Origin of the sequence: Pedobacter ginsengiterrae, from assembly GCF_039537385.1 — a bacterium.
GTDB lineage: Bacteria > Bacteroidota > Bacteroidia > Sphingobacteriales > Sphingobacteriaceae > Pedobacter > Pedobacter ginsengiterrae.
The window spans coordinates 402,703-427,357 of sequence record NZ_BAABAK010000003.1 but is presented as its reverse complement, the minus strand read 5'-3'; the positions used below and the strand labels follow the sequence as shown (position 1 = coordinate 427,357).

The window sequence follows — 24,655 nt, the reverse complement described above, 5'->3', positions numbered from 1 at the left end:
ATGAATTTTAAGAGAAATCAGATGAGATAATCTGGTTTCTCCTTTATTCAAAAAGATATAAGATGAAGAAACTAATATTTTTAATAGCCGGATTAATATTTTTACTAATTCAGCCTGCATCAGCACAACAGGATGCACAGTTTAGTCAGTATATGTTTAATGGCATTTACATTAACCCTGCTTACGCAGGTTATCGGGAGCAGTTAAACTTACACGCTTTTTACCGCAGTCAGTGGACAGGTATTGAAGGCGCACCAAAAACGATGTCACTGGCTGTAGATGCGATTGCAAATGATGGTAATGTTGGACTGGCATTTCAGGTTTCCAGCGATAAACTGGGAGCTCAGCGTAACCTAGCCGCATATGGCAGTTACGCCTATCGCATCCGAATGAACGCGGATGGTTCTTCCAGAATTGCTTTTGGCATCAGTGCAGGTATGGTACAACTGGGTATTGATGGCGCATTGCTTAACCCAAATGATCCGGAACCATTTCAGCCAGTAGGTATGCAAAGTACTATTGTTCCCGATGCAAGGGCTGGGGTTTATTATTCAGACAATCGTTTTTATGCTGGCTTTAGCGCTGATAATCTGGTTTCTCAATACATTGATATTGATCGATACGCATTTATTCCACAGCCTAAACCTCATTATTACTTAACGGCTGGAATGCTAATCCCCTTATCTATGGATGTGCTGCTTAAACCATCTTTCCTGATCAAGGATGACCGAGGTGGGCCGACAAGTCTGGATTTGAATGCCTTTTTTATTTTGGCTGAAAAATTCTGGATCGGCGGCTCTTACCGCACTGGAGTAAAGCTGTATGATAAATCTTATCTGCAGAAAGAGCTCACAAAGGTTAATTCCGCAGTGGCTGCTTTACAGATTTTCCCATCCCAAACCTTAAGAGTGGGATACGCTTATGATTTTTCAATTGGTCCTTTGCAAGGTTACAGCAGTGGTACCCATGAAATTTCCGTTGGTTACTTCTTTAACCGTAAAAATGCCAGGATGCTAAGTCCAAGGTATTTTTAACCATTGAATAATATTTTAGATACTCGCGTTACTATGAAAAAAGGTTTACACGTAATTCTCTCTACCCTGCTATTGCTTTTATGCACAGCTAGCCTTAAAGCACAGTATGTTTTAAAGGAAGCAGTCAGGCAATATGAATTATTTAATTACAGTAAGGCTGCCGATTTATTTGCACAAGCCTACAAGAAAAAGCCAACGCTTTATGCAGCAGAGCACCTTGCGGCCAGTTATAGTTTTATGAGGGACTTTCCGCAGGCTGAAAAGTGGTATGGCATTGCCGCAAAACTGCCTGGAAGTAAGACTGAAAACACCCTGAAGTATGCAAAAGCATTGCAGCAGAATTCAAAATATACGGAAGCCAAACAGCAATATGAAAGCTATTTCCAGCAGGATGAAAAATTCCCCGCTAATCTTAAAATCAATCATCTCGCTTCCTGTGATTCTGCCCTGGTTTGGATGGCTAATCCTAAAAAGATAACGCTAGAAAATCAGCTTGAGCTGAATAGTATTTCCTCAGACTGGGCAGCTACAAATTACCAGGATGGAATTGTTTTTACTTCAGAGCGGAAAAATGCCATGCTTAGCTCAAAAGGGATAAAACCTTTCTTGAAATTTGATGGGGCCAGATTGCCGGACAGAAAACAATATGGCTGGACTGGGAAGGGTTATTTAAGTTTATTCCTTAAGCGGTCTAACGATAGTGTCAGCTTATTTCCTTTAGAGCTGCCTGAAGGCTACCATATCGGTCCTGCGAGTTTTACCAGTGATGGAAATACCATATTTTTTGCAGTAACCGAAATTCCTTCAGTTATTGAAGATAAGCTTACCACCATTAACATCGGTATCTATAGCTCGAGTAAAAATGCCGAAGGTAAATGGGGTAGGCCAATAGCTTTTCAGCACAATAAAATATCCGAATACAATTTGGGTGATCCTTTTATTTCAGCTGATGGAAACCGCCTATACTTCAGTGCAAACATCCCTGGAGGATTGGGCGGCACGGATATTTATTATGCCGATAAAACAGGTCCTGAAACCTGGTCTGCACCTATAAATTTAAGAATAATCAATAGCGAAGGTAATGAAAGAAGTCCGTTTGTAGATAGCAATGGGGCTTTCTACTTTTCTTCAGACGGCCGGATCGGAATGGGCGGATTAGATGTTTATGAATGGATCAAAAGCGATGGTGATTCTCTTGTGATCCGTAATCTAGGCTATCCCTTAAATTCGGCTCAGGATGATTTTGCTTTCAGTTTAAGCAATGCAGGTTCGCAAGGATATTTGTCTTCTAACCGCGCAGGCGGTAAGGGAAGCGATGACATTTATACTTTTGATAAACGGGCATTACTTGTCTTTAAGCTAAAGGGCAAAGTTTATGATAAAAACACTAACAAGCCGCTCAATGGTGCGATTTTAATTTTGGCCACTCTCAACGGAAAACCGACTAAGGTGGAAACAAACCAACAGGGTAGTTTCAGCTTCGATTTGGATAGTGATACAGATTATAGCCTTATTGCTGAAAAAACACCGTATGCTGCAGCAAATACCAGCTTATCTACAAAGGGCTTAAACAAATCAGCTTCGATAGAAAGAGATCTGTTTCTAGAACTTGTTGGACCGGAGAAAACGATTAGAATTGAAAACATATACTATGATTTTGATCAGTCGGTTATTCGCCCAGATGCAGCTATTGAACTGGATAAGCTCGTACATATTCTTGAGGAAAATCCAGCAATTAAGATCGAACTTGGATCCCATACCGATAGTCGTGGCTCAGATGCCTACAACCAGGTGCTATCTCAAAAACGTGCTGAAGCAGCGGTGGCCTACATCATCTCCAAGGGAATTGATAGTGAGAGAATTCAGGCCAAAGGCTATGGTGAACAACTGTTACTAAATCAATGCAAAAATGGTGTGAAATGCGCCCCAGTTGAGCATCAGTTGAACCGTAGGACAGAGTTTAAAATAATGGAAAAATAGAATATGGTAATTTGTAAATAAAAAAAATCCCAGGCTGATGCTCTATTTAGATGACCTTAAGTCATATTTTCAGATCAGAAAAAACCTGGGATTTTTTGATGTTGTGGGAGCGCGTTAATTTATGAGAAATATTAGATATATAGTAATATCAACAGGCTAGTCTGAGTGACTTATTCCGAATTCTACTCAGGGTTTCTAAACGAATACCAAGATAACTGGAAAGATGGCGAAGCGGGATTCTATTTGTATCCATTGAACTATCCTCCAGTTTTAAATACCGGTCAATTGCAGAAGGTATTCTTGCCAATATCGATCTTTCAGATGCAGCATGTAACTGTTGTTCCAAAAGTTTTCGACTTATTGGGTTTGCCTCAGGATAATGCTGGGCAAGAACATCGATGTTTTCGTAAGGAATACAAATCAGTCTGCAGTCTTCTACCGCTTGAAGATATTCCTTAGAATGGTTAGATGATCCATTTGGCTGGCGAATAGCAGAAATAAGTTCATTTTCAAAACTAAACCAGGTTGTGATGTCTTTTTGCCCTTCTCTTACAAATCCCCTCACCACTCCTTTAAGTACAAAGTAGATTAAATTATTATTATCGATGGGCGAGAGGATGAACTTATTCTTTTTAACATGAATGATCTCACATTTTTCGATATGGTAATTGATGAATTCATTAGATAGGGTATGGAATTGACCAAGGAAATTTATTAACGGTTGGATTAATAGACGATTTTCAGAATCTTTTGTCATGTGGTTCAGCAATGAAAATTTAGAGGACTATCTATTTGAGATTTTAAAAAATTATAAAACCTATCTCAAAATTACCTGTGATTTTTTGTAAACCTACCAAGAGTGCCAGATCTTAACCCCAACGATTCAACGGTTAGACCAAAAAGATGCTTTTCAAGGCGTTAGCTTGTGCTTTTTTGAAAGTAATCAGTAGGTAATACGCCTTTCTCTTTTTTAAAGGCGTTGTAAAAAGTAGCTAAACTTTTGAAGCCTGATTCTTGCGCAATCGCCTCAATTGTGATTCTGCCGCTAACAATTGGGTATTGTTTTAAAAAATGCTGGACGCGGTATCCATTGATCCAGTCCCTGAAGTTTTTTCCAATTTCATTATTCAGCACGTAAGAGCAGTGGTGAATTGGGATATTCAATTTAGTAGCCAGATCGATGATCTGTAAATCAGCTTTGAGATAAAGCTGGTCATTTTCCATGGTATCCTTAATCCTAATTATGTAGGAGGAAAGCTGCTGTTCGGAGAGGTTATTTTTTTTTGGTGAAGAGTTTACTGATTTTTCTCTAAATACTTTGGGTAGGTCAATAACCTGTCCTTCTGTTACTAATTGAAACGAAGCTATTTTTTTCCAATCTGCGGCTACTAACAAATAGCCATAAAACATATTGGGTTTGTGAAGCGCATAGAGTAAAATCCCGAGCAGAACTAAACAATTTATGGCAATAAAAGAAGTATGGTATAGCGGAATATGGAGTGCTTTAATAGCAATTGGCAATAGTCCGATCACCTGAAAAAGTGTTGCTGCACTTAATAAAAAAAATATCCAATCCTTACCAGGGTTATTGATATCCGTCTGCTTTCTGATCCCAGATTTATTTACAGCCAGCCAGCAAAGTGGTAAATAAATTAAAATTAATATTGTTCTGCCCCAGCTATGAAAGTAATTAGGAAATAACCCGCTCTTCGTATTTAAAGTATGGTATCCGTTTTCCGTAAGCTGACTGGCAATTATATGCCAATCTAGTTTAGGTTGTCCTGGCCAGGGAAAAACGTGAATAGCGGCAATCAGGAATGGGATAAAATGAAGCCATTCCCATTTTTTTATTCCTTTTCTATTGTTTAAAAAACCCGTAACATATAAATAGAGACAGGCAGGCGCAATAAAGTATATCGGTGTTAGGCTTTGAAAAAATATGGCTAACACTTTTTGATTACCACTTTTTATAATTATGGAAGTTAAAATCTGGCAGGCACGCGTAAGGAATAAAACTGAGAGCAAGGTGTTATTTGCCTTATTCCCCTTATTTGAAAAAAAAAGGTGAGCTGAAAACAATAACAAAAAAAAGCAGGTTGTGCTAACCAAAAAATTCAGAAAATACATAAGCATTGCTCACAAGGTACATTAGTTTTGTTAAACGATTGTAACTTGTCAATAAAGTTTTCGTGAAAAAAAATATTGATGAATTTCAGTAGGGATATGCGAAGATAGAAAAAAAAGCCTAATGATTTTAAATAGAAAAAGCCGCATTAGCGGCTTTAAAGCGGAGTGTATTTTTTATTTTTTATCTCACAATGATAATGTCTTCCAGAACCAGCATATCCATTTTCGTTCTTAAAAAACAATCCAGGGCTTCTTCTGGCGTATTAACAATAGGTTCGTTTTCGTTAAAAGAGGTGTTTAGTAAAATAGGGGTACCTGTAGCCTGGTAAAAATGGTGTATTAATTTATAATATTTTAAATTGTTTTCGGCCTCCACGGTTTGTAAACGCCCCGTTCCGTCGAGATGTGTAACCGCAGGAATTTCTGCTCTTTTATCTGCCTTAATTAAAAATACCTTTTCCATAAAAGGAACTTCATCATGCTGTTCGAAATAATCGGCAACAAATTCCTTTAAAACAGATGGCGCAAACGGGCGAAAAGATTCTCTTCTTTTGATTTTGCTGTTTAGTAATTCTTTAGCCAGTTCATTTCTGGGATCAGCAAGTATAGAACGATTTCCTAAAGCCCTTGGCCCAAATTCGGCCCTTCCCTGAAACCAGCCTATAACACCATTATTGGTTAAACAATCGGTTATAGTCTTATAGAAATCTGTTTCAACAGGTTTTCGATAGGAGATTTGCCTTTCCTGTAATAATTTCTCTATATAATCATTGTTAAAACAACTTCCAAAGTAACCATTTAACATCGGTTGGTTTCTATGGTGATGGAGCAATTGATTATAAACCCATAACGCAGCACCAATAGCTGTTCCCGCATCATGCCCTGCAGGTGGAATGTAGATATTTTCGAATTTAGTATTTAACTTAATTTTACCATTTGCAACAGAGTTTTGTGCGACACCGCCCGCTATACAAATTGAATTAAGATTGGTGGTACTTTGTAAGTGATTCAGAATGTGAAATATTGTATTTTCAGTTACTTTTTGCACACTTGCTGCAATATCTTTATGCTTCTGAGTAAGCGTTTCATCTATTTTTCTTGAAGGGCCTAGTAAATTAATAAGCTCCTTTGAAAATACAGATTCCATAGATGGTATCCCATCTTCCCAGGCCATTTGCACACCTTTTGTAGTATGGTTATAATATTTAAGGTCGAGTTCAAATAAACCGTTTGACTTAAAATTAACTATTTTCTGAACTTCTTGTTCATAAATAGGTTTGCCGTAAGGAGCCAGCCCCATAACTTTATATTCATCGCCATAATGCGGAAAACCTAAAAACTGGGTTAACGCTGTATAAAATAACCCCAAGGAATGCGGATAATTTACAGAATCGATCACAGTGATTTTGTTATTCTTTCCAGTGGCCGTCATGGTGCTGGTAAAATCACCAAAACCATCAATACTTAAAATAACAGATTCTTCGAAAGGTGAAGCAAAAAAAGCACTCGCCAGGTGCGAACGGTGATGCTCAATATTATGAATTTGTGCTTTTAGTTCATTCGGTTTTAATCCAAAGTGACTAATAAATTCTTCATCAATACTTTTCGCTTTTTGAAGATTTCGCATCCGATCGGCAATATTTTTAATACTCAATCTGTTTTTAACAGCCGTGAAAATTTTTTTACCAAAATTTGCTCTTGGATCTCTTGAAATAGCAATATGATCTACATCTCTGATATTTATTCCAGCTTCATCCAAGCAGAATTGAATAGCCATTGAAGGAAAGCCAGCCCAGTGTTTTATCCGCCTGAAACGTTCTTCTTCTGATGCCGCAATAATTTCACCATCTCTGTAAATGCAGGCGGCCGAATCGCCATGATAAGCGTTAATACCTAATATATACATATTTGGAGGTAGAAGAATTATTTATAAATGGGGAGTAAACGGCCGAAATTAAAAGATTATTAGTGTTTTTAATTTCAGATAAATGGAAATACTTAGTTTTTTATTTTGGTGTTCTTTCTAATCCAGATGTACAGCATAATGAAAATAATGATGTAAACAATTACATTAAAAATTTCATGATGGTATTCGAAGTAGTTTCTCTGCGATTGAAAAGTGCCAAATAAGACACCCAGGCCCGCAATACGGAAAATGTTTAAAACATAAATGCTGATGAGTCCGATAATAAGCATTTTAAAAGTCGACTTCCAGGATGCTGGAAATGATAAAACAAATGCAGCCAGGAAACTCATTACGCCTAATCCCAGGCAAGAATAGTTAATTCGAAGTAATGGACCCGAAACAACCATAACATCCATTTCATTGTAAATGGCATAAAAGCCAAAAAGCTTAATAATCCAAACTGCAGGAATTATTAATGCCGTTTTTAACCCTTGTATATAATCAAAATGCTCAGCGATGCACGCATTATAAAACTTCCCACCAGGACTCATAACACTATTCATGAATAAGTTACCCTGACTAAATAAAATGTAGAGTACAAATAAGGCAATAATGAATTTTATGGCTTTTTTATCAGCCTGTTTCTTAGCTTCTTTTTGCTGGATTTCGTTCATAATCTGTTTGATTTTTTAAAGATATACTAATCTTTTTATTCATCCCAATCTTATTAAATTGTAATAATTTAAAGCTTAATTTTTCTTCTTCCTTGCAAAACATTCTATTTCACTATTCATTTACCCTAAACCTAAACCCTATTCCGTTTCAATTCAGAAATCTTCTTATCAACCAATAACCTAAACCAAAGCCCCTGCAGGTAATGAAAACGAATGCCTGTTTTGCCATCGAGGATACCCATCTTAAAAATCATCCGATAGCTAAAATATAAATATGGTCTTAAGCCTAAGGGTAAATTTCTCCATTGCTTTTTAAACCAGGTCTTTTGTTCATCTGGATTTCCCCATAAATTGGCTTTAAGGGTTTGTGTTCGAAGTTTTTGTTCCCGCTCAATTTCTTCAACAGCAATTAAATCACTATAACGTTCGTGTTTAGCTTTCCAGAATGCAAGATTGTTTTCTTTTAAATTTTCTTCCAATAAATGCCCCTTTTTCCAGATAATGGTTTTTCCACCTGGTATAAATCGATGATCCATATTTTCATTTAAATCTGAATAAGCCATTCCCGTTCTAAACATTTTTAACATATAGATGGGGTAGTAGCCCCCAAAACGAATCCATTTTTCTTGAAAATAGTTTTTGCGGTTAAAATATATACCACTGATATCCGCGAAATCTTCATCTTTAAAGCCTTTAAGTAACTCAAAAAGCTCAGGACTTACAATTTGATCAGCATCTAGGCCAATAGTCCATGGCGTACTAACCTGAAAGTTTTTTAAGGCAAAATCCCACTGTTTGGGATGATTTACAAAGGGGTTGCTCTGAACAACTGCGTTAAACCTTTTAGCTATTTCCAGGGTTTTGTCCGTACTTCCACTATCCAAAATAAATATTTCGGCATTCAAATTTTTAATGGAATTCACTAACCTAGGCAAATGAATTTCTTCATTATATGTGAGAATAATAAAACTGAAATTTTTATTCATCGTTTTTGTTTTTGCTCTGTCATCCTGAGCGGAGTCGAAGGATAAACCATTCATTCAGACCATGTCATGCTGAGCTAAGCCTGCACTGAGCTTGTCGGAGTGTCGAAGCGCTATAATCAAAGCCATTTTTTCTCCGCTTTGTCATCCCGTTTTTGTTTTGTCCTGTCATCCTGAGCGGAGTCGAAGGGTAAACCATTCATTCAGACCATGTCATGCTAAGCTAAGCCTGCACTGAGCTTGTCGAAGTGTGGAAGCGCTTTAATAAATGTTATTTTCTCTCCGCTTTGTCATCCCGTTTTTGTTTTTGCTCTGTCATCCTGAACGTAGTCGAAGGATCAACATTCATTCAGACCATGTCATTCTGAGCGGAGTCGAAGAACCCTGTCGTACAATTCTATATAGCTCCTAACCAAAACCTCGTCATCGAAATCATTTTTAATGAGAATAGGAGCATTACGTTTTATGGTTTCTCTCTTAAGCTTATGATTATAAGCCAAATTAATTTTCTCAGCAATGTCTTTTGGTTTCAGGCTACAAACCCATCCAAGCTCATTAGCTTTTACATAGTCAGCAAGTCCAACATTTTTACTTACAAGCACAGGCGTACCAACACTTAAACTTTCGACAACAACATTGGCAAAGTTTTCATTATAGGAGGGAAGAACCAATAAATCATGATAAGCCATCATGGAAAACTTTTCATCATTGCTAACTTGCCCAATCCATTTAATGCGTTCACCCAGCTTTAGGCTTTCAGCTTTAAGCTTTAAGCTTTTAATATAGTTTTCGTCTCCTGTTCCTGCAATGGTTAAGCGATAGTCGAAATTAACATCTGATAGCGCATCAAATAAAAGTTCTAAACCTTTGATTCGATTTATTCGCGAAAGGAAAATAATTTTAAATTTTTGATTACATTGTTTCTCCTGATCAAACTTAATATTACTTTTTCCAAGACTTACAAGGTTCGAAATTACTATAATATTATTGGCATTGATAAAGTCTACTATTTCTGTCTTTTCTTTATTAGTTGTAGCATGAATTGCACAGTACTTTAGTAATTTTTTTCCTATTAAATGATGGATTATTTTTTTCAGAGTTTTATTGCCAGTACTATAAGTATGAAAATTCAACATACCTCTTGGCGATAATACAACTGGGATATTATACCATTTTGCGACTAAACAACTCAACACAGAAACTAGGTTCCACCAGGCATGGATGTGAATCACGAGTTTATTCGCCTCCTTTGGAGGGGTGCCTATAAGGCGGGGTGGTTCTTGTTCCCCTTTAACGCGTGGCGACTCACCTGGTGAAATAGAAGGAAGCGGATTTTTAAACTGACTTATTTTCTTTCTTAAATCCCACAACAAACCAGGCGAAAAATGACTGTGATCCTTTGTCCACCTCTTAAAATAATTAACCACAACACCATCTACCAATATAGGCTTCCCAACTTTTAACTCTAATTCAGCTTTGCCATTGGCAGTTGTTGTTAAGACCTGAAGTTCTAATTTCGCTTTCCCATTTACATTATCCTGAGAGGAGTCGAAGGACAATAATCTAATTGACTCACACAACATCGAGACTGAAGCGATCGGCCCGCCATAAATATAGGAAGGCTTGTAGGAAGGAGTAATATGCAGGATTTTCAATTTTTTAAATAATTATCCAATCTTTTGATCACGAATTTGTTTAGCAACAAAAAAATTAGAAAAAATGCAATAAGGCTACCTATTAATTTGTCAAGCGCAGTCTCAAATAAATTTATTTGAAAAATTAATGGAACCAAAAAAGCAAATCCCCAGATAAGATTGTAAGATTTTGTAATGATGTATTTGTATACAATACCAATTACCATACCCCAGGCAAACAGTGGAATTAACATCCCTGGAAATCCAAAATCAATATAACTCTCTGTAACATAGCCTAAACTAATTGAAGTTCCCGATTCAACTCCAGCAAATCCTATCCCCGTGTAGATATTTGTTTTTTCGGAATCGTTTATAGCGGTTTTATCTGGAAATAAAATTCGAGGCATAAATACCCTTTTTATTGCATCAAGCCACAATCTTCCATGTTCATGAGGTCGATTAAGTGGGACATATGAAGTTGTAGCTGAGAAAATATCTATGTATGTTATTCTATCTAATAATATAGTAATACCATCTTCATATTTTAGTTTTTCCGAATCACTAGCTAGCTCAAAAAGTTTTTCTAAAGCATTAGCTTTTGAAACTTTAACTACTTGTGCACGCTCCCCCCCTGAAAGAAATGAACGATACTGTGGCTTTACATATTGCCAAATAATAAGTAAATTAAAAAGTAGCGCAATCATTGATGCAAAAAAGAGGTAATTGACGAAAGTGTAAGATTTTTTTACAAAAAGGTATAGTAATAAAGAAGCTATAAAAAACTCTTTAAAAGAGCTAAAATACCCACTTAAACTAAATAGGATCTCGCCAACTAATATTATATAGAACAGGCGTTTGTTCTTTTTAAATACAAAATAGAAAGAAAAAAATATAAAAAATATTGCCCATTTTAAATCCTGAATTTTTACGAAAAACTGTTGTAATCCGGGAATGACATGTGATAATGCTAACAGGACTGGCATTAAAAAGATTGCAAAAGCATATAGAATTACTATTTTCTTTTGATTGTATTTTGCGAGTTGGTATTTAAAATCATCGAAATTTGATTTTGGTATTTTTTGAATGATAAGAAATATTCCGAGAGTTATAACGTATAAAGAAATTAGACCGTAGTAATAAGCAAGATGAATGTTTTGGTAGTAGATAAAGAGTTCTGAAAAATCTTTGTAAATAAAATCTGCATAAAAAACTTTTAGGCAAACCTGTAACCACTGCGTAAGCAATGCAAAAAAAAGTACTGGTGGTTCTCCTTTTCTCCACAAAAGTTTAGCTGCAAAGGGAACAAATAGCGCTGCCATAAATGTTGCAAAGGGGTTTATTGTAAAAAGCGATAACATAAGAATTACCCCAATTGCAATTTTTAAACTTCCTAATTTTATAGAATTTTCAAACAAGTTTTTTCGATCTAAGATTAATACGTATGTTGTTGTATGTAATAAGGTATACTGTCAAAAATATAAAGGACGAATAAGTGGTTGTCTGATTTTTAAGTTTAAATGTTAGCGGTTAAGAATTTTTTTATAGAATCCAATTTCTAGTTTTATTAAACGAAGTATTCTAATTATTAACCATTTAATGAACAACGAATACAGATTGAAATTTTGCTGTAATAGGTTATGTAGCTTTTTTGCTTCGAGTGGCAGCCCCTTGCGTTTTAAGAATATATAGTCGTTATAATAAGATACTTGAGTTTTCCAATTCCACCATCTTAGTGCTTTTATTTGGTCATTTTCAGATAACATAGTTATTATTTGGGAATGGATCGGTATGTCCTCCTTAACTCTTAAATATATACTCTTAAAACTGCGGCTTAATTGTTCCTGATGAATCCTCAGGTAGATTAGTGTAGAGTTATTTTTTCCTATAGAAGATATACTGGCTAAGCGTGTCCATAAATCAAAATCACCACTTACGATCATTTTATCATTAAATATACCAGTTTTCTTTAAAAAAAACCTATTAAGAGTTACGTTAGAAATATTTCCAGGAATACATCCCCACCTTATCGAAATATTTGCATATAGATGTGATGATATAATTTCAGGAGTTCCATCATTTTTTATATCTTTTATCTGTTTACTATCGTTATCGATATATTCAACTCCATGATAACTCATACTTATGAAAGGATATCTATTATGGAACAATTTGCAATTTGTTAAACAATCAGGTTTCATGATGTCATCTTGAGACCAAAGATGTATCAAATTGGTTGAGCTTTTCTCGATTAAGATATTTAAGGTTCCAAATAACCCTTTATTTACTTCGTTTTCTAATATGATAATTTTCCCTGGATTCTCATATGAGATTTTTTTTATTATGGCTAAACTATCATCAGTTGAACAGTCATCACAAACAATAAATTCGAAATTATTTAAGTCTTGCTGGAGTACTGAATATATTGACTCTTTCAAATATCTTGATCCATTGTAAACAGGTAATATTACGGATATTTCAAAACTGTTATTTCGCATTAGATACTGCTCTTCTCATTGGTTAATTTTTGAAGCTGATTTACTTCAAGCATGTTAATCTTTATTTATAACCAAAGATGTCACATATTTGCTTTAAAACACATATATGTAAATAAATTATTGAAATTTTACTCATATTAATTTTATTAGCTTTACGAAAATTAATCAGATTAGCTTAAGCAAAAGTAGTTTGCAGATTCAAAAAAAAAGTTAATGATAAGTTTTAATTAGCAATATTAACCTATCTAATCTTGTTTAACTCCCTAATTAAAGTATTTACTTGTTGATTAAAACACCAACTTGAAATAATTTCTCTGGATTTTTCTCCTAACATCATGCTTTCTCTTGGATTCTTAATAAAGTATGACATCAATTCTCGCAACTCTTTACTTTTTTTGAGTTTAAAAATAAAACCATTAATTCCAGGTTTGACTAAGTCGATAGCACATCCCACTTGATCTGAAACTATTATAGCCTTACCTGCAGCCATAGCCTCATTAACTGCTAAACCCCAAGTTTCGTTCATAGAGGGCAAACAAAAAATATCGCAAGCTTGGTACACAATGGGCATTTGAGTCTGGTTCTGAAATTCTAAGAAATGAACTTGAGAATTGAGATTTCCAACTTGAGATTTGAGCTTATCTTCAAGCACGCCATTACCCACGAAAAGTAAATGAGCTTTTCTTATATTAGAAATAAATCCCTCAGGCTGGTTTCTGTTTTCCTCAACAGCACTAGTAAACTCCTTCAATAACAATTTAGGATTTTTATTAGGTTCTAATTTTCCAGCAAACAAAAATACCAATTCTTGTTGTGGGATGTTTAATTTCTTGCGGAGTTCGGCGGCCTCTGCATTATGATGGATCGCAAATCTGTCATTGTCAATAGCATGCGGTGCAAAGACTAATTGCTCTTCTTTAAGGCCAAATTGTTTGAAATATGCTTTGTTATTTAATCCTACGTAAAAAGCTATATCAACTTGATTATAAATCCAGCGTAAGTAAATGTTTTTTATGATTTTTTTGTACAGTGGCAAGTTGTTTAATAAGGTAGAATCGCCTCTAAACCAAATAGGGATCTTACCTTTAAAGTGGCGCATAACTTGTAAATGACTATGGTAGATGTAACCATATACCAAAATAGCATCAGGTGTAAACGCATCAATTTTTTTAATAATATCAGGATTTACTATACCTTTTCCATGATGAGAGCCAGGATCAGGAGCTATATTCTCTAATAATTCATAGTCGTAATCTTCTAGAAAGGGCAAATCCCAAATGATCTCTTTGCGAAAATCTGGATCATATTTTGGGTCTACACCAGCTATGCCCCAGGTATAAAATACTTTTAATCGACATTGCTTTGCTAGTAACTGGAAAACAGGAAAGTGATATTGGATAGGATGTGTGGTTATAATGGCTAACTTTTTCATTAGAACTCAACTCCTAAAACTTTCACCTTCAGAGCCCTCTCACACCTTATTTTTGCAAAATTAATGTCTTTGATATATATAGTGTTATGTTTTCCAAAATATTCAATTTCAGTAAAAATTCGAGTAAAGGGGTCATATAAGTAGGGAGCAAATCCAACTGTTTTGAGATAATGATGTATATCTTGATCTCTAAAGTTGTATCTTTCCCCACTACCATTAAGTTCTATAATTATAGCTTTTGTAGTTTCGCGATCTAATAATTCTTTACCCCCTTCAATCACTTCTCTTTCAAAACCTTCAACATCTATTTTTAGCAAAATGGGTTCGTAATCAATAAAGTTATCGAGCTGCTCCATTTTCACATTGATGCTGTTTTTCTCAAATTCGTTTTCAGCAATCGCGTGATTTACAGTATCATAATCAACTGTGAATTTCATTTCTCCATTTTGATTTCCTAAAGCTTTGTTATGTAAGGTTACCTTCTTTTGCAGTTGATTAAGTAGTATATTTTTTTCTAAAATAGAAAAGGTGGAAGGGACAGGTTCAAAAGCAATGGATTTAGCACCAATATATCCACTGGCCAAAAGGGTATAAGCTCCAACGTTGGCTCCAATATCACAGAATTTGTCTTCAGTTCTCAAAAAATGAAGTAAGAAGCCCATATCATTAAATTCATGGAGACCAGCATAAATATTCCCCGTTATGCCATGTAATCCTTTCTTTGCATAAAAAAGTACCTTGCCTGCAAAGGTTTTAACAATTAATTTTTTACAAATAGAAGATTGGATTTGCCATATAATGATACGAATAATAGCTGAAATAGGCTTTCTTTTTGAAAGTGGATGGTTAGTGATGAATGAAAATAGCCTTTTGAATTGCTGGTCCATATAAGTTTTTTTAGAATCGAATATTATTTGTATTATAAAATTGTTTAATAACTATTTGTTATGGACTTGAACTGGTGATTTGCGTCAAATATCAAATTTTTTTTAATGCATCTGCTAAAATTTTTGTAGCTGCTTTTGCTGAATATTGCTCTAAATATTCGGCGTTAATGGTATGGGCATTAAAGCCAGATCTGAATGATAAAAATGAGTTCCATTTATTGTCAAAGCTATTGCTAATAGCTAAAAGATCATTTTCACCATTAAAAGCTAACACAATACCAACTCTGCTTTGTTCTATAATTTGACATGCAGTACTATCACTGTGAAGTATGGCAAATATAGGCTTCTGTGACAAAGCTGCTTGATAGACTTTCGAAGGAGTGTAATGTGGCTCGGTACTTCCTAATATAAATGCTCCATCCGCAGCTATTAAATGGGTGAGAACATCTAAATACGGGATACGTTTTGGATATTCAAAAAATACTGTCTGCCACAAATTATATTTTATAGCTAGTTTTTTTATGTTAAAGCCATGGGAATCATTTGGAGATTTACCAGACCCAATAAAGTGAATACGAATATTGCTGAAAGAGTTTGGAGCTTTAGATATCGCCTTCATAACCATTTCCAGGGGCTTAAACGCTTTTGGCAGCATTGCGCCACCGTAAACAAAGTCTAATATTTCATTTTTTTTTTCGAATAAATAAGGCTTCGACTTCGTTTTTTTTAAAATCTTAACGTCATTTTCTTCGCCTCCATATGGCATTGATGCGGTAATAACTTGAGTTTTTAATGCGGTGTTACGTTCAAGTACGCCTTCATAATAGCTGAGGGCTACACCAGTAATTAGACTAGCTTTTTTAACAGCTATTGGCTCTAACCATTCCCCGATTTTCATACTCCACCAGTGTTTGGAAAATTTTTTTTCTGTGCCTGGCCATTGGTGTACCCATGGATCGATGTAATCAATACCGTATTTTATGCCAGTTTTAAAGTGCGCCAAGCGCCCGATTAAAGCCGTGAAGTGGGATGGAATTGTAATGTAAAGAAAATCTATTTGTTCGGTTTCAATCAGTTTAACTACAGCTTTGTAAAGTTGATAAAATGCTCTTACACCTATATCCCCAATTAAACGAAGAGGTTTAGTTGATATCGCTTTCGTTTTTATAATTCTCAGGCTTTGAGGGAGCAAGCTTTCTAAATTGTAATCTAACGCTTCCTCATAGTATCGCTCATGTACCGTAACTATTATCGGCTCCCATCCAAACTCTGGCAAATGCTGGGCAAATAAGCGACTTCTGTGCACAGCTGCTAAATTAGACGGTGGAAAATGCGGAGAAATAATTATTATTTTTTTCAAACCGATTAATTGTGACTTGAGAGTTCAATAATGTTGGCTAATTCGTTTTCCCAAAAACAATCCTTCTCTCTAGCCTTAATAGAATTCATTTTTAAGTTGTTTAATAGTTCTCTATTTTTATGGAGTTTAACGATACATGCAGCAAGTTCATCTGCGTCACCTGGTGTGTATATTAATCCGTTGTGATATTCGTTAATAGTTTCCACAATACCAGCAGTGCTTGAGGTTATGATTGCCAAACCAGCACCAATAAAATCGAATAACTTGTTGGATGAAGTATATTCTTGATTAAGTTCTTTTGGCAACTCTCCTATAATGCCAATGTCATAGTGACTTATAGACTTTACAATTAAAGTAGGATCTGCTGAGGGTAAAAGGTAAATTGAGTTTTCACTCATGAATTCCTTCTTTAGCCTCTCAAGTAGTAGTATGTTACTTTGGTCAATCTCACCCTGTAAATATAAATCACATTTACACCTTGCTTTTAAAACGGCTTCTATAATAATATGCACTCCACGAATATTTCCAATGTTAATTGATTTGCCATGCCAGACTAATTTCAAAGTTTCATTATATTCGTGACCTTGGTTATAGGGTATTTCTTTTTTTATAGGAACATTCCGAACACGATAGATTGGATTAGTCAATTTATATTTTTTTTGCAATGCTGCTAACATCACATTAGTAGTTGCAAAAATTGCGTCAAAATTATTAAAGTGTTTTTGTTCAATAGCCTCAACCCAATCTCTTTTCTCTGATTGAAAAAGTTTATACTGTCCAGTAAAGAACTCTTGAGAGTCAAATATAACTTTTGCATCTGGGTTCAAACTATTTTTTGCTGCGATAGCATGGGGAAGGGTGTCAATTAAGCTTGTAATTATTAGATCAAACTTAATTTTTGGAAATTTACTTAGTAAAAGAGTTTTATTTAATATTCCCTTATTAGGTAGCAACTGTAATTTAAAAAAAGTCCAAACCTTTAAATTTATTATGTGTAACAAGCTACTCAAGAACCATATAATTCTAGATCTAAAACTTGTTTTAGAAACATCTATGATATGAAATCTAATAGATGGATATAATTTCTTTATTTCAACATATAGGTTTTTTTCTTTTTGAATAGTACGAGCAGTGAGAACATGTACTTCGTGCCCAATGCTATCTAAAAAGATTGCAGTTTTTCTTAAGCGTGGTTCCGAAAAAAGTTCATTCGGACAGATAATTAGTGTTTTCATTCTAGTCCAGCTAAAATTTTGGCGATTTTTATACTAGCCATGCCATCACCAAATGGATTAATTACTGTTTTTAATGAGTCAGAGTATTGTTTATCATCAAGTATTTGAATAGTTTTCTCTTTGATTAGTGCTTCATTTGTTCCGACCAAGAAACCTAAACCACAGGTAATTAGTTCGGGCCTTTCGGTTTCTTCTCGAAGAATTAGTACGGGTTTATTAAATTCTGGAGCTTCCTCTTGAATGCCCCCAGAATCTGTCCATATGATATGAGAATTATTAATTAATTCCAACAGTGACAAATAGTTAACAGGTTTAATCAAAGAAACCCTGTCAATTTGGCCTAACTCTTTGTAAACTATATCCATAACATGTGGGTTTGGATGTACTGGCCAGGTTACCCAAACATTTTCATAAATTGAAAGAATATCTCTAATTGCATTACAAATGTGTTTAATGCCCACTTTATGGTTTTCTCTGCGATGAGCTGTTACGAGAATATGAACTTTATTGTCTTCTACTTTAGTTAATAACCTTTTCTTTACGAGTTTTAAAGTGTCAATAATTGTATTGCCTGTTACGTAAATAGTCTCTGCTTTAACTCCATCCTGAATCAAATTTGTTTTCGCATTTTCAGTTGGAGCGAAATTGATATTGGAAATTAGACTAACGGTCCTTCGATTAAATTCTTCAGGGAATGGCGAGTTAATGTTTCTGCTTCTTAAGCCAGCTTCAAGATGGCAAATTTTGATGCTTTTATTAAAAGCAGCTAAAGCAGTACTCATAACTGTTGTAGTATCGCCTTGAATAAGCACAAAATCAGGCTTTAATTCATCGAACAGATGGTCACAAGCAAGTACAATTTTACTTACTATTGAATTTAATGATTGCCCCTCTGTCATAATATTAAGATAGATGTCTGCACTATAATTGAAAAAAGATTCTAATTCAAGTACCATATCTCTATGTTGACCCGTATTTATAACGCTCAACAATATGTTGTCTATTTTCAACAATTCTCTAATTAGAGGATAAACTTTTAAAAACTCTGGCCTAGTGCCATAAACTATTAAGATTCTCATAATTTCTAACAATGAAATCTCCCGATCAAACCTTTAGCCAATGTTTTAGTGTGGTGGTTAGTTTCCATCCAAATAATAGATTTAAAATTTTAGTGATGCCCCCTGCTGGAAATTTAAAATTTGGGCTAGGTAGTTTGGCTAATTCTTCATCTACTCTATTTATGAGCTTTGTATAGCTGGGATAAATTTGATATTTTAGATTTTGCCACATATTAGCGCAACATATTTTTATATTTTCACTGTTTGGATATTTCAATAAAGCTAATTCTATACCGCGCTTTAATGAGTAATAATTAGATAGGTAAAAAAATTCACTTTTTTTGCTAGATAAACCTTCAATACCACTTCGATAGTAAAAATCACTATTACTATAAATAATTCTATCGCAATGAAAAAACAATTCATTAAAGAACTGAAAGTCGTCATTTAAGGTCAAACTTTCGTCCCATAATGGGGTTTGTTCCACTAACTTTCGTGAAAAAAACAATCTTCCTGGCGGTGTGATATGGGCTGCCGTATGCCAGTATGCTAATATCCATTCTTCATAAGTTAGATTAACCTGCATAACGTTTGGATCACTTTTGAACGATGACAAATCATCACGATAAAATCTACCCCAGTTAGCTGCAACAATATCATTTTCAGATTTAATGCATTTTAACTGGCATTCTATAAAATCACTTGGTATCCAGTCATCCGCATCAAAAAATACAATATATTTTCCTGCTGAATTTAAGAAGGAATGATTTCTAGCTGAAGCTGCATTCTTTCTGGGATTTTGAAGTACCGCTAAACGTGTATCTGAATATGATTTTAAAATACTAAGAGTTTTATCAGTTGATCCATCGTCCACTACAATCAACTCTAAATTTCTATAGGTTTGATTAAGTAGGCAATCCATGGTTTGGTTGATGTATTTTTCTGCGTTATAAGCTGGTATGCAGATTGATATTAATGGTTCTTTATAATCTTTTTCCATGCTTTGGTAAAATAACCATATTTTGAAATATCGACATAGTGATGCAAAGCGCCATTCTGAAAATGAATATCCGTAGGACTAGGCCAGACGATATAGTCTGTTCGCGGAAAAACTGTTAGGTTTTTTTGACTAGTTAATAATAGCGAAGTAATGAATTGTTCCATATAATAACTACTGCCATAATTCTCCTCAATATCTTTTATCAATCTTTCAATTTCATCAAAATTTACATTCTTCGTATGGAGTCCATAAAAACCAGCATTAATTTGATGATCAATTGTTTTTTTTGCTATATTTTCTATTTGAGATTGATCATAACCATAACTTCTCATAATATCTTCTATAGCAAAAGCAGAATTTGAATTTCCGTAATTTAAGGTTAACCAATTTAAAAAATCGCTAGGCCTATTTACAAATAGCATATCAGAATCCAAATAAACTTTTAATCCCGGATCATTCTCAGAATGTAAGAAAAACAATTTGTTGAAAAAGAACAATTCAGTAATTTTTTTATTTATATATGGATAATCATTTTTAGGAAATTTATTTTTTACTTTTTCTACAGTTTCATTATAGGTAAAGATTTGTAGCTGAGGAAATTTAGCTTTTAAAAGTTCTATTGTTTTTTTTTTTAAGCTTTTATCATCATACAAGGATATAGAGAAATTTTTTGCTTCTTCATAAGTTAGCCACTTCGAAAAACTATAAATGCAAAAAAGTGTCTGATGAATAAACTTTTCTCCAGTTAAGAAATTTAGCTTGAATTTACCAAAATTATTGAAAGGACTTGAAAAAGCTAACTTATCAAAAGCGTAATTTCGCATTTCAGCTTCTCCATCTAGCATTTCAGTATATTTTATCTTACCACCGTATCTTTTAATAGTATCTCTTTTTTCTATTGGGCGATAATAATATTTGTAAAGTAACTTCCCTAAAAATGACATATTATAGGGTTAAATAGTTGACTAATTGTTTATGAATGTAATCTGGGTTAAACATCGTGCTACTAAATAATTCTATCATATTTAGCGTTTCTGTCGTTGTTATTTTTGTGGCTAAAAGTTCATATAGCTCTTTTTGGTTATACTCTTTTAAATATAATGGCCATTTATTTTTAATGCACCATTTACCTAAAGCAGACTCGATAGGTGCGATTATAATTGTAGGAATGCCCATTCTAGTATATTGAATAAATTTACTTGGAAAACAAGTTTTAATCCAAGGCATTTCTATTAAAAGTTGTGGATATGGAATAATACAAGCTTTGCATGTTGCTATAAGGAAATCATTTGATTCTTTTGCCGTTTCGAATAATGTTTGATAATGTACATTCTTATATGAATAAGAAAGGTATTTAGCGTTATCGTTATTTCCTATAATATAAAAAGGTACTCTAATATGATAAAGAAAAAGTGATACTTTCTCTAAATATGGAATAACCTCATTGTAAACAGATCCAGAGTATGCAATAGCTTTATTCTTTGTTGGAATTGGCAGCTTATCATTTTCTCTTGCATCTTCAGGTATAGGATAAAGAAGTTTCAATTTCTTGCTAAACTGTGGCCAATTATCTATCAAGGCCTCTGATGCAATGAACACAAACCGACTAACTTCTAATATTTTTTTTGAATTTTCAATAGAGATTTTTTTTGATTTGTGGCTATTTAATTCCGATGTGTCATCATGAAAAAAGCTATAAAGTGGCAAACCTGTTTTTATCTGAACAAATGAACAAAATGTAGCCAAAAAATCTCCATAAACGAAGCCAATTAAAGTATCAATTTGGTTATCCTCAATTATTGCTTTAGCATGCAGTTGATAATAGTCGAAAAATCTGATTTTTTGAAGTATACCATATGGCTTGTAAGGGGGATAATACCATTTACGATTTGGTAATAAATGAATTCTAAATACGGAATCTAAATCTTTTTTCCTGTTCGCATAAGAATTTACATCAGTTAAGATATGTATAGTGTGACCTTCGGATATTAATCTTTTAAAGTGCCGATGAAATACCACATCACTTGCATAAGTGTTTATTGGAAGAATTTCTGATATAAAAAGGATGTTCATGAAAACTATATTTTCATTTTAATTTCCCGTGATATTTTGGCTAATAGTCGAGTGATTAGAGAAGGCACCTTCTTTGGAATAGGGTAACTAGAGTTATAATATTTTACAGATTCGTAACTTACGTTGCTATGATAATTGATATCATTTAAATAGTCAAGATATAAAGATTTCATTTCTGGCCGATTTTGAAATGTAAATCTTCCATCAGCTCGAGGCATTAATTGTTCAAGTTTCTTATCGAAACTGCTGAAATGATAGAAAAAGAGATCTTCAGTAGTATTTACTATGAACTTTCCTGCTTCTAAATGAATTGTTCTATCATGAAGATTCCAATATGCTGCATTAAAACCCGGATGATCTATAACCAAAACCTCCTTAAATAGGGAAGGTACTAGATTAAGCCATATTTGATCAGTAAAATATCCTTCCTTTAAATCGATAATGCATTTTTCGTTCAACCTTTCGCACCACCAATGTAGAAATTTTTCAGATATCTCAGATCTTTTTAAGCCTAAGAAACCCAAATTATATATTCCATGATTGAGAAATAAATTTTCCTGTGGGAACAATCCATCAAATGGAACAGGCTTCAGGATATGTGGAGTTAGTAAAATAGACTTTTTTTTCCAGAATTTCTCAAAATTGTTTAATGACTGGTATACTTTGATATCTGGGTCAAAATAATAGATTGTTTGAGCATCAGTGTATTCAAAAAGATAATTAAAGGCGGCACCTTTGATTGCTGTATTAAATTCTACAATATTGTAGTTTTCCAGCTGCCATTGCAAATTCGGTATTTTTAACTGATCGGGTGTCAATATTTTGTCAAAGCCAAGCTGCTCGTAATTTATCTTATTCGATTTTTGGTCTGCAAGAAAAAGGTACACAACGGCTTCTGATTTTTTCTTTATAGAATTCACCAAAACCCTCGCTTTGCTTAAGTAGTTATTTGAACAAATAGTAAATGCAATCATTTCTTAGCCTTTAAAAACATTTTAAAAATAGTTTTCTTATATATTAAGACGCTATATAAGTAAAGACTCTTTAAAAATCTCCCATTCATTAATTGTTGATGGGCTTCTTTCTGGATTTTTATATTTAGTAAATTAAATTTGTGGACTCGATAAGGATGATGCTTAATTACAATGTTATCAAAATCTGATATAAAATTAGCGTCCGCTTGAGAACTTAATCCACCTCCTCGAAATTTTGCAATAATAAGATCAATATAGTGGAATCTAAATTGAGTTGCTAACCTAATATTTAAATCATGATCTGCACATATCTTGTATGATTGATTAAAGGTTTCGGAATTATTAAACATTCGTTTGTTATAAAAAATAGATTGATGACAGATGTTGTTAGAAATAATTTTCTCTATTGAGAAATGACCATCATAAACCTCTCCATCTTTTGCCCATCCTGCGTCTCCAACAACAAGAACGCTTCCGTATATAGCCATATTTCTTGAAGTCTTCAGCAGCTCATAAACATTATCAAATACACGGTTGCCAAACAATTCGTCATCACTACCTAAAAAATAAATCCATTCACCTTTAGCTGTTGTTATCCCCTTATTCATTGCATCATAAACACCTGAATCCATTTCTGAATAAACTTTTATTCGATTATCATTGAAAGAGTTGATACTTTTTAAAGTATCATCATCCGAGATGCAATCTCTTATAATAATCTCATAGTCCTGAAAGGTTTGGTTTAATATACTGGATAGGCATTTTTTTATATGTAGCTCGCTGTTTTTTGTGGGTATAATTACAGTAATGAAAGGATTACTTTTTACCAACTTAATATTTGGATCTGAATACAACGTAGTTAATTTTGAAGCAAAACATAAATGATTTTAAAAGAGGCTCATTGAAGGCTTTAGAAATTATCAAAGCAATTTCAATAAATTTATGCCAAGGAATTCCCTTATAATGCGACTTCAAAACCATAGCTAGATTATTTTTTGACTCGATGTGTATTTCGCTAAGCTTCACGCCATATATGTATTGATCTGCATTATTAAATTTGTTATTAATCCAAGATATGAATTCAAGGTGACCGAAGATTAAACGCGATTTATTTTTCGCGGCATTTGAAGAAATATTTTTACCACTTCTTCTCCACTCAACCCGGGGACCTTCAATTGTGTAAAGTCCTTTCGGATACGAAAAATTAATAGATGTCGCCCAATCACTTGCTTGTCCTTGAATAAAGTTAACAAAACCTCCGAGCTCATTATACTTCTGTTTTTTAAATATATGGTCTGGCATAGAATTTCCTCTTTTCCATTTTAGTATATTTATCGCTAAACTCATTGGGTTCTCTAATTTTGGACTAACTCTTGCTGCTGCAAGAAAGATATCATCTGCATCAATTATAGAGGTGTTGAATCTATACACATCGTAGAAAGAACTGGTAATGCTTAAGGCCTCGTAAAATTTTTCTACACAATTTGAGTCCGCCAAGTCATCGTCTGAAAAAAGCCATATCCATTTTTCATCTCCTGCCAAATTAACGCATCTTTCCCACTGTGCAACTAAGTCTTTCCCACCTAAATTTTTTTCAAACCTATGATAATTCAAGTTGATTCTATCAGCAAACTGATTGCATATTTCTTTCAATGAATAAGGACTGCAGTCATCTCCAACATATAAGTTGAAATTTTTATTTGTTTGAGAACAAATTGAATTTAAAGCCTTCTCAAAATATTCTTGCTTATATGCTGGAATTATAATGGCCAGTTCAATCATTTAATTTGCAAAACTAATATT

21 protein-coding genes are annotated in these 24,655 nt (G+C 34.0%); 2 read left to right on the top strand and 19 right to left on the bottom strand.

Going from position 1 to position 24,655, the window contains the following annotated elements; genetic code table 11:
- Positions 1 to 62 precede the first annotated feature (62 nt).
- Both ABD692_RS04010 and ABD692_RS04005 read left to right on the top strand, forming a co-directional pair.
- The gene (locus ABD692_RS04010) at positions 63 to 1,034 is read left to right on the top strand and encodes a PorP/SprF family type IX secretion system membrane protein (protein ID WP_344765131.1); all 972 of its coding nucleotides are present in this window, start codon (positions 63 to 65) and stop codon (positions 1,032 to 1,034) included.
- A 33-nt stretch (positions 1,035 to 1,067) separates the two neighbouring features.
- Positions 1,068 to 3,014 carry an OmpA family protein gene (locus tag ABD692_RS04005; RefSeq protein ID WP_344765129.1) on the top strand — a complete coding sequence of 649 codons (1,947 nt, stop codon included), beginning with the start codon at positions 1,068 to 1,070 and terminating at the stop codon, positions 3,012 to 3,014.
- Positions 3,015 to 3,162: 148 nt separating this feature from the next.
- Here ABD692_RS04005 and ABD692_RS04000 read toward each other — a convergent pair whose 3' ends face one another.
- The 19 genes from ABD692_RS04000 to ABD692_RS03910 all read right to left on the bottom strand — a co-directional run bounded on the left by ABD692_RS04000 (position 3,163) and on the right by ABD692_RS03910 (position 24,634).
- Positions 3,163 to 3,783 carry a Crp/Fnr family transcriptional regulator gene (locus ABD692_RS04000; protein WP_344765127.1) on the bottom strand — a complete coding sequence of 207 codons (621 nt, stop codon included), beginning with the start codon at positions 3,781 to 3,783 and terminating at the stop codon, positions 3,163 to 3,165.
- Between the two features lie 149 nt (positions 3,784 to 3,932).
- The gene (locus ABD692_RS03995; RefSeq protein WP_344765125.1) at positions 3,933 to 4,964 is read right to left on the bottom strand and encodes a helix-turn-helix domain-containing protein; all 1,032 of its coding nucleotides are present in this window, start codon (positions 4,962 to 4,964) and stop codon (positions 3,933 to 3,935) included.
- Between the two features lie 358 nt (positions 4,965 to 5,322).
- Positions 5,323 to 7,047: a carbamoyltransferase family protein gene (locus ABD692_RS03990; RefSeq protein ID WP_344765123.1), complete on the bottom strand. Its 1,725-nt coding sequence runs from the start codon at positions 7,045 to 7,047 to the stop codon at positions 5,323 to 5,325.
- A gap of 92 nt (positions 7,048 to 7,139) precedes the next feature.
- Positions 7,140 to 7,721 (bottom strand): exosortase Y, encoded by a 582-nt coding sequence (gene xrtY / locus ABD692_RS03985; protein ID WP_344765121.1) that lies wholly within the window; start codon positions 7,719 to 7,721, stop codon positions 7,140 to 7,142.
- Between the two features lie 131 nt (positions 7,722 to 7,852).
- A complete protein-coding gene (locus ABD692_RS03980; protein ID WP_344765119.1) occupies positions 7,853 to 8,707 on the bottom strand; it encodes a glycosyltransferase family 2 protein in 855 nt (284 codons plus the stop codon).
- 356 nt (positions 8,708 to 9,063) lie between these two features.
- Complete coding sequence (locus ABD692_RS03975) at positions 9,064 to 10,359, bottom strand: XrtY-associated glycosyltransferase XYAG1 (protein WP_344765117.1); 1,296 nt, start codon at positions 10,357 to 10,359, stop codon at positions 9,064 to 9,066.
- Positions 10,356 to 11,753: a hypothetical protein gene (locus ABD692_RS03970; RefSeq protein ID WP_344765115.1), complete on the bottom strand. Its 1,398-nt coding sequence runs from the start codon at positions 11,751 to 11,753 to the stop codon at positions 10,356 to 10,358. The genes ABD692_RS03975 and ABD692_RS03970 overlap by 4 nt, the downstream gene beginning before the upstream one ends.
- A 105-nt stretch (positions 11,754 to 11,858) precedes the next feature.
- A complete protein-coding gene (locus ABD692_RS03965) occupies positions 11,859 to 12,833 on the bottom strand; it encodes a glycosyltransferase family A protein (RefSeq protein WP_344765113.1) in 975 nt (324 codons plus the stop codon).
- 241 nt (positions 12,834 to 13,074) lie between these two features.
- Positions 13,075 to 14,265, bottom strand: coding sequence for a glycosyltransferase family 4 protein (locus ABD692_RS03960; RefSeq protein WP_344765111.1), 1,191 nt, complete (start codon positions 14,263 to 14,265; stop codon positions 13,075 to 13,077).
- Positions 14,265 to 15,152 (bottom strand): FkbM family methyltransferase, encoded by an 888-nt coding sequence (locus tag ABD692_RS03955; protein ID WP_344765109.1) that lies wholly within the window; start codon positions 15,150 to 15,152, stop codon positions 14,265 to 14,267. The genes ABD692_RS03960 and ABD692_RS03955 overlap by 1 nt, the downstream gene beginning before the upstream one ends.
- A 91-nt stretch (positions 15,153 to 15,243) precedes the next feature.
- Positions 15,244 to 16,512, bottom strand: coding sequence for a glycosyltransferase family protein (locus ABD692_RS03950; protein WP_344765107.1), 1,269 nt, complete (start codon positions 16,510 to 16,512; stop codon positions 15,244 to 15,246).
- A gap of 5 nt (positions 16,513 to 16,517) precedes the next feature.
- The gene (locus ABD692_RS03945; protein ID WP_344765105.1) at positions 16,518 to 17,747 is read right to left on the bottom strand and encodes a glycosyltransferase; all 1,230 of its coding nucleotides are present in this window, start codon (positions 17,745 to 17,747) and stop codon (positions 16,518 to 16,520) included.
- Positions 17,744 to 18,826: a non-hydrolyzing UDP-N-acetylglucosamine 2-epimerase gene (gene wecB / locus ABD692_RS03940; RefSeq protein WP_344765103.1), complete on the bottom strand. Its 1,083-nt coding sequence runs from the start codon at positions 18,824 to 18,826 to the stop codon at positions 17,744 to 17,746. The genes ABD692_RS03945 and wecB overlap by 4 nt, the downstream gene beginning before the upstream one ends.
- Positions 18,827 to 18,851: 25 nt before the next feature.
- Entirely contained in the window at positions 18,852 to 19,805 is a 954-nt protein-coding gene (locus ABD692_RS03935) for a glycosyltransferase family 2 protein (RefSeq protein ID WP_344765101.1), read from the bottom strand.
- Positions 19,778 to 20,749: a hypothetical protein gene (locus ABD692_RS03930; protein ID WP_344765099.1), complete on the bottom strand. Its 972-nt coding sequence runs from the start codon at positions 20,747 to 20,749 to the stop codon at positions 19,778 to 19,780. Before ABD692_RS03930 ends, ABD692_RS03935 begins: the two co-directional genes overlap by 28 nt.
- 1 nt (position 20,750) lies before the next feature.
- A complete protein-coding gene (locus ABD692_RS03925) occupies positions 20,751 to 21,878 on the bottom strand; it encodes a glycosyltransferase family protein (protein ID WP_344765098.1) in 1,128 nt (375 codons plus the stop codon).
- Positions 21,879 to 21,883: 5 nt separating this feature from the next.
- On the bottom strand, positions 21,884 to 22,852 hold the full coding sequence (locus tag ABD692_RS03920; protein WP_344765096.1) for a hypothetical protein: 969 nt from the start codon (positions 22,850 to 22,852) through the stop codon (positions 21,884 to 21,886).
- Positions 22,849 to 23,706: a glycosyltransferase family 2 protein gene (locus ABD692_RS03915; protein ID WP_344765094.1), complete on the bottom strand. Its 858-nt coding sequence runs from the start codon at positions 23,704 to 23,706 to the stop codon at positions 22,849 to 22,851. The genes ABD692_RS03920 and ABD692_RS03915 overlap by 4 nt, the downstream gene beginning before the upstream one ends.
- Positions 23,684 to 24,634, bottom strand: coding sequence for a glycosyltransferase family 2 protein (locus tag ABD692_RS03910; protein ID WP_344765092.1), 951 nt, complete (start codon positions 24,632 to 24,634; stop codon positions 23,684 to 23,686). The genes ABD692_RS03915 and ABD692_RS03910 overlap by 23 nt, the downstream gene beginning before the upstream one ends.
- Between the last annotated feature and the right edge of the window lie 21 nt (positions 24,635 to 24,655).

Bases quoted from the DNA above. Each gene is read 5' to 3' on its own strand.
- ABD692_RS04010 (WP_344765131.1), top strand. From the start codon at position 63: ATGAAGAAACTAATATTTTTAATAGCCGGATTAATATTTTTACTAATT.
- ABD692_RS04005 (WP_344765129.1), top strand. From the start codon at position 1,068: ATGAAAAAAGGTTTACACGTAATTCTCTCTACCCTGCTATTGCTTTTA.
- ABD692_RS03990 (WP_344765123.1), bottom strand. From the start codon at position 7,047: ATGTATATATTAGGTATTAACGCTTATCATGGCGATTCGGCCGCCTGC.
- xrtY (WP_344765121.1), bottom strand. From the start codon at position 7,721: ATGAACGAAATCCAGCAAAAAGAAGCTAAGAAACAGGCTGATAAAAAA.
- ABD692_RS03980 (WP_344765119.1), bottom strand. From the start codon at position 8,707: ATGAATAAAAATTTCAGTTTTATTATTCTCACATATAATGAAGAAATT.
- ABD692_RS03965 (WP_344765113.1), bottom strand. From the start codon at position 12,833: ATGCGAAATAACAGTTTTGAAATATCCGTAATATTACCTGTTTACAAT.
- ABD692_RS03960 (WP_344765111.1), bottom strand. From the start codon at position 14,265: ATGAAAAAGTTAGCCATTATAACCACACATCCTATCCAATATCACTTT.
- ABD692_RS03955 (WP_344765109.1), bottom strand. From the start codon at position 15,152: ATGGACCAGCAATTCAAAAGGCTATTTTCATTCATCACTAACCATCCA.
- ABD692_RS03945 (WP_344765105.1), bottom strand. From the start codon at position 17,747: ATGAAAACACTAATTATCTGTCCGAATGAACTTTTTTCGGAACCACGC.
- wecB (WP_344765103.1), bottom strand. From the start codon at position 18,826: ATGAGAATCTTAATAGTTTATGGCACTAGGCCAGAGTTTTTAAAAGTT.
- ABD692_RS03935 (WP_344765101.1), bottom strand. From the start codon at position 19,805: ATGGAAAAAGATTATAAAGAACCATTAATATCAATCTGCATACCAGCT.
- ABD692_RS03930 (WP_344765099.1), bottom strand. From the start codon at position 20,749: ATGTCATTTTTAGGGAAGTTACTTTACAAATATTATTATCGCCCAATA.
- ABD692_RS03925 (WP_344765098.1), bottom strand. From the start codon at position 21,878: ATGAACATCCTTTTTATATCAGAAATTCTTCCAATAAACACTTATGCA.
- ABD692_RS03920 (WP_344765096.1), bottom strand. From the start codon at position 22,852: ATGATTGCATTTACTATTTGTTCAAATAACTACTTAAGCAAAGCGAGG.
- ABD692_RS03910 (WP_344765092.1), bottom strand. From the start codon at position 24,634: ATGATTGAACTGGCCATTATAATTCCAGCATATAAGCAAGAATATTTT.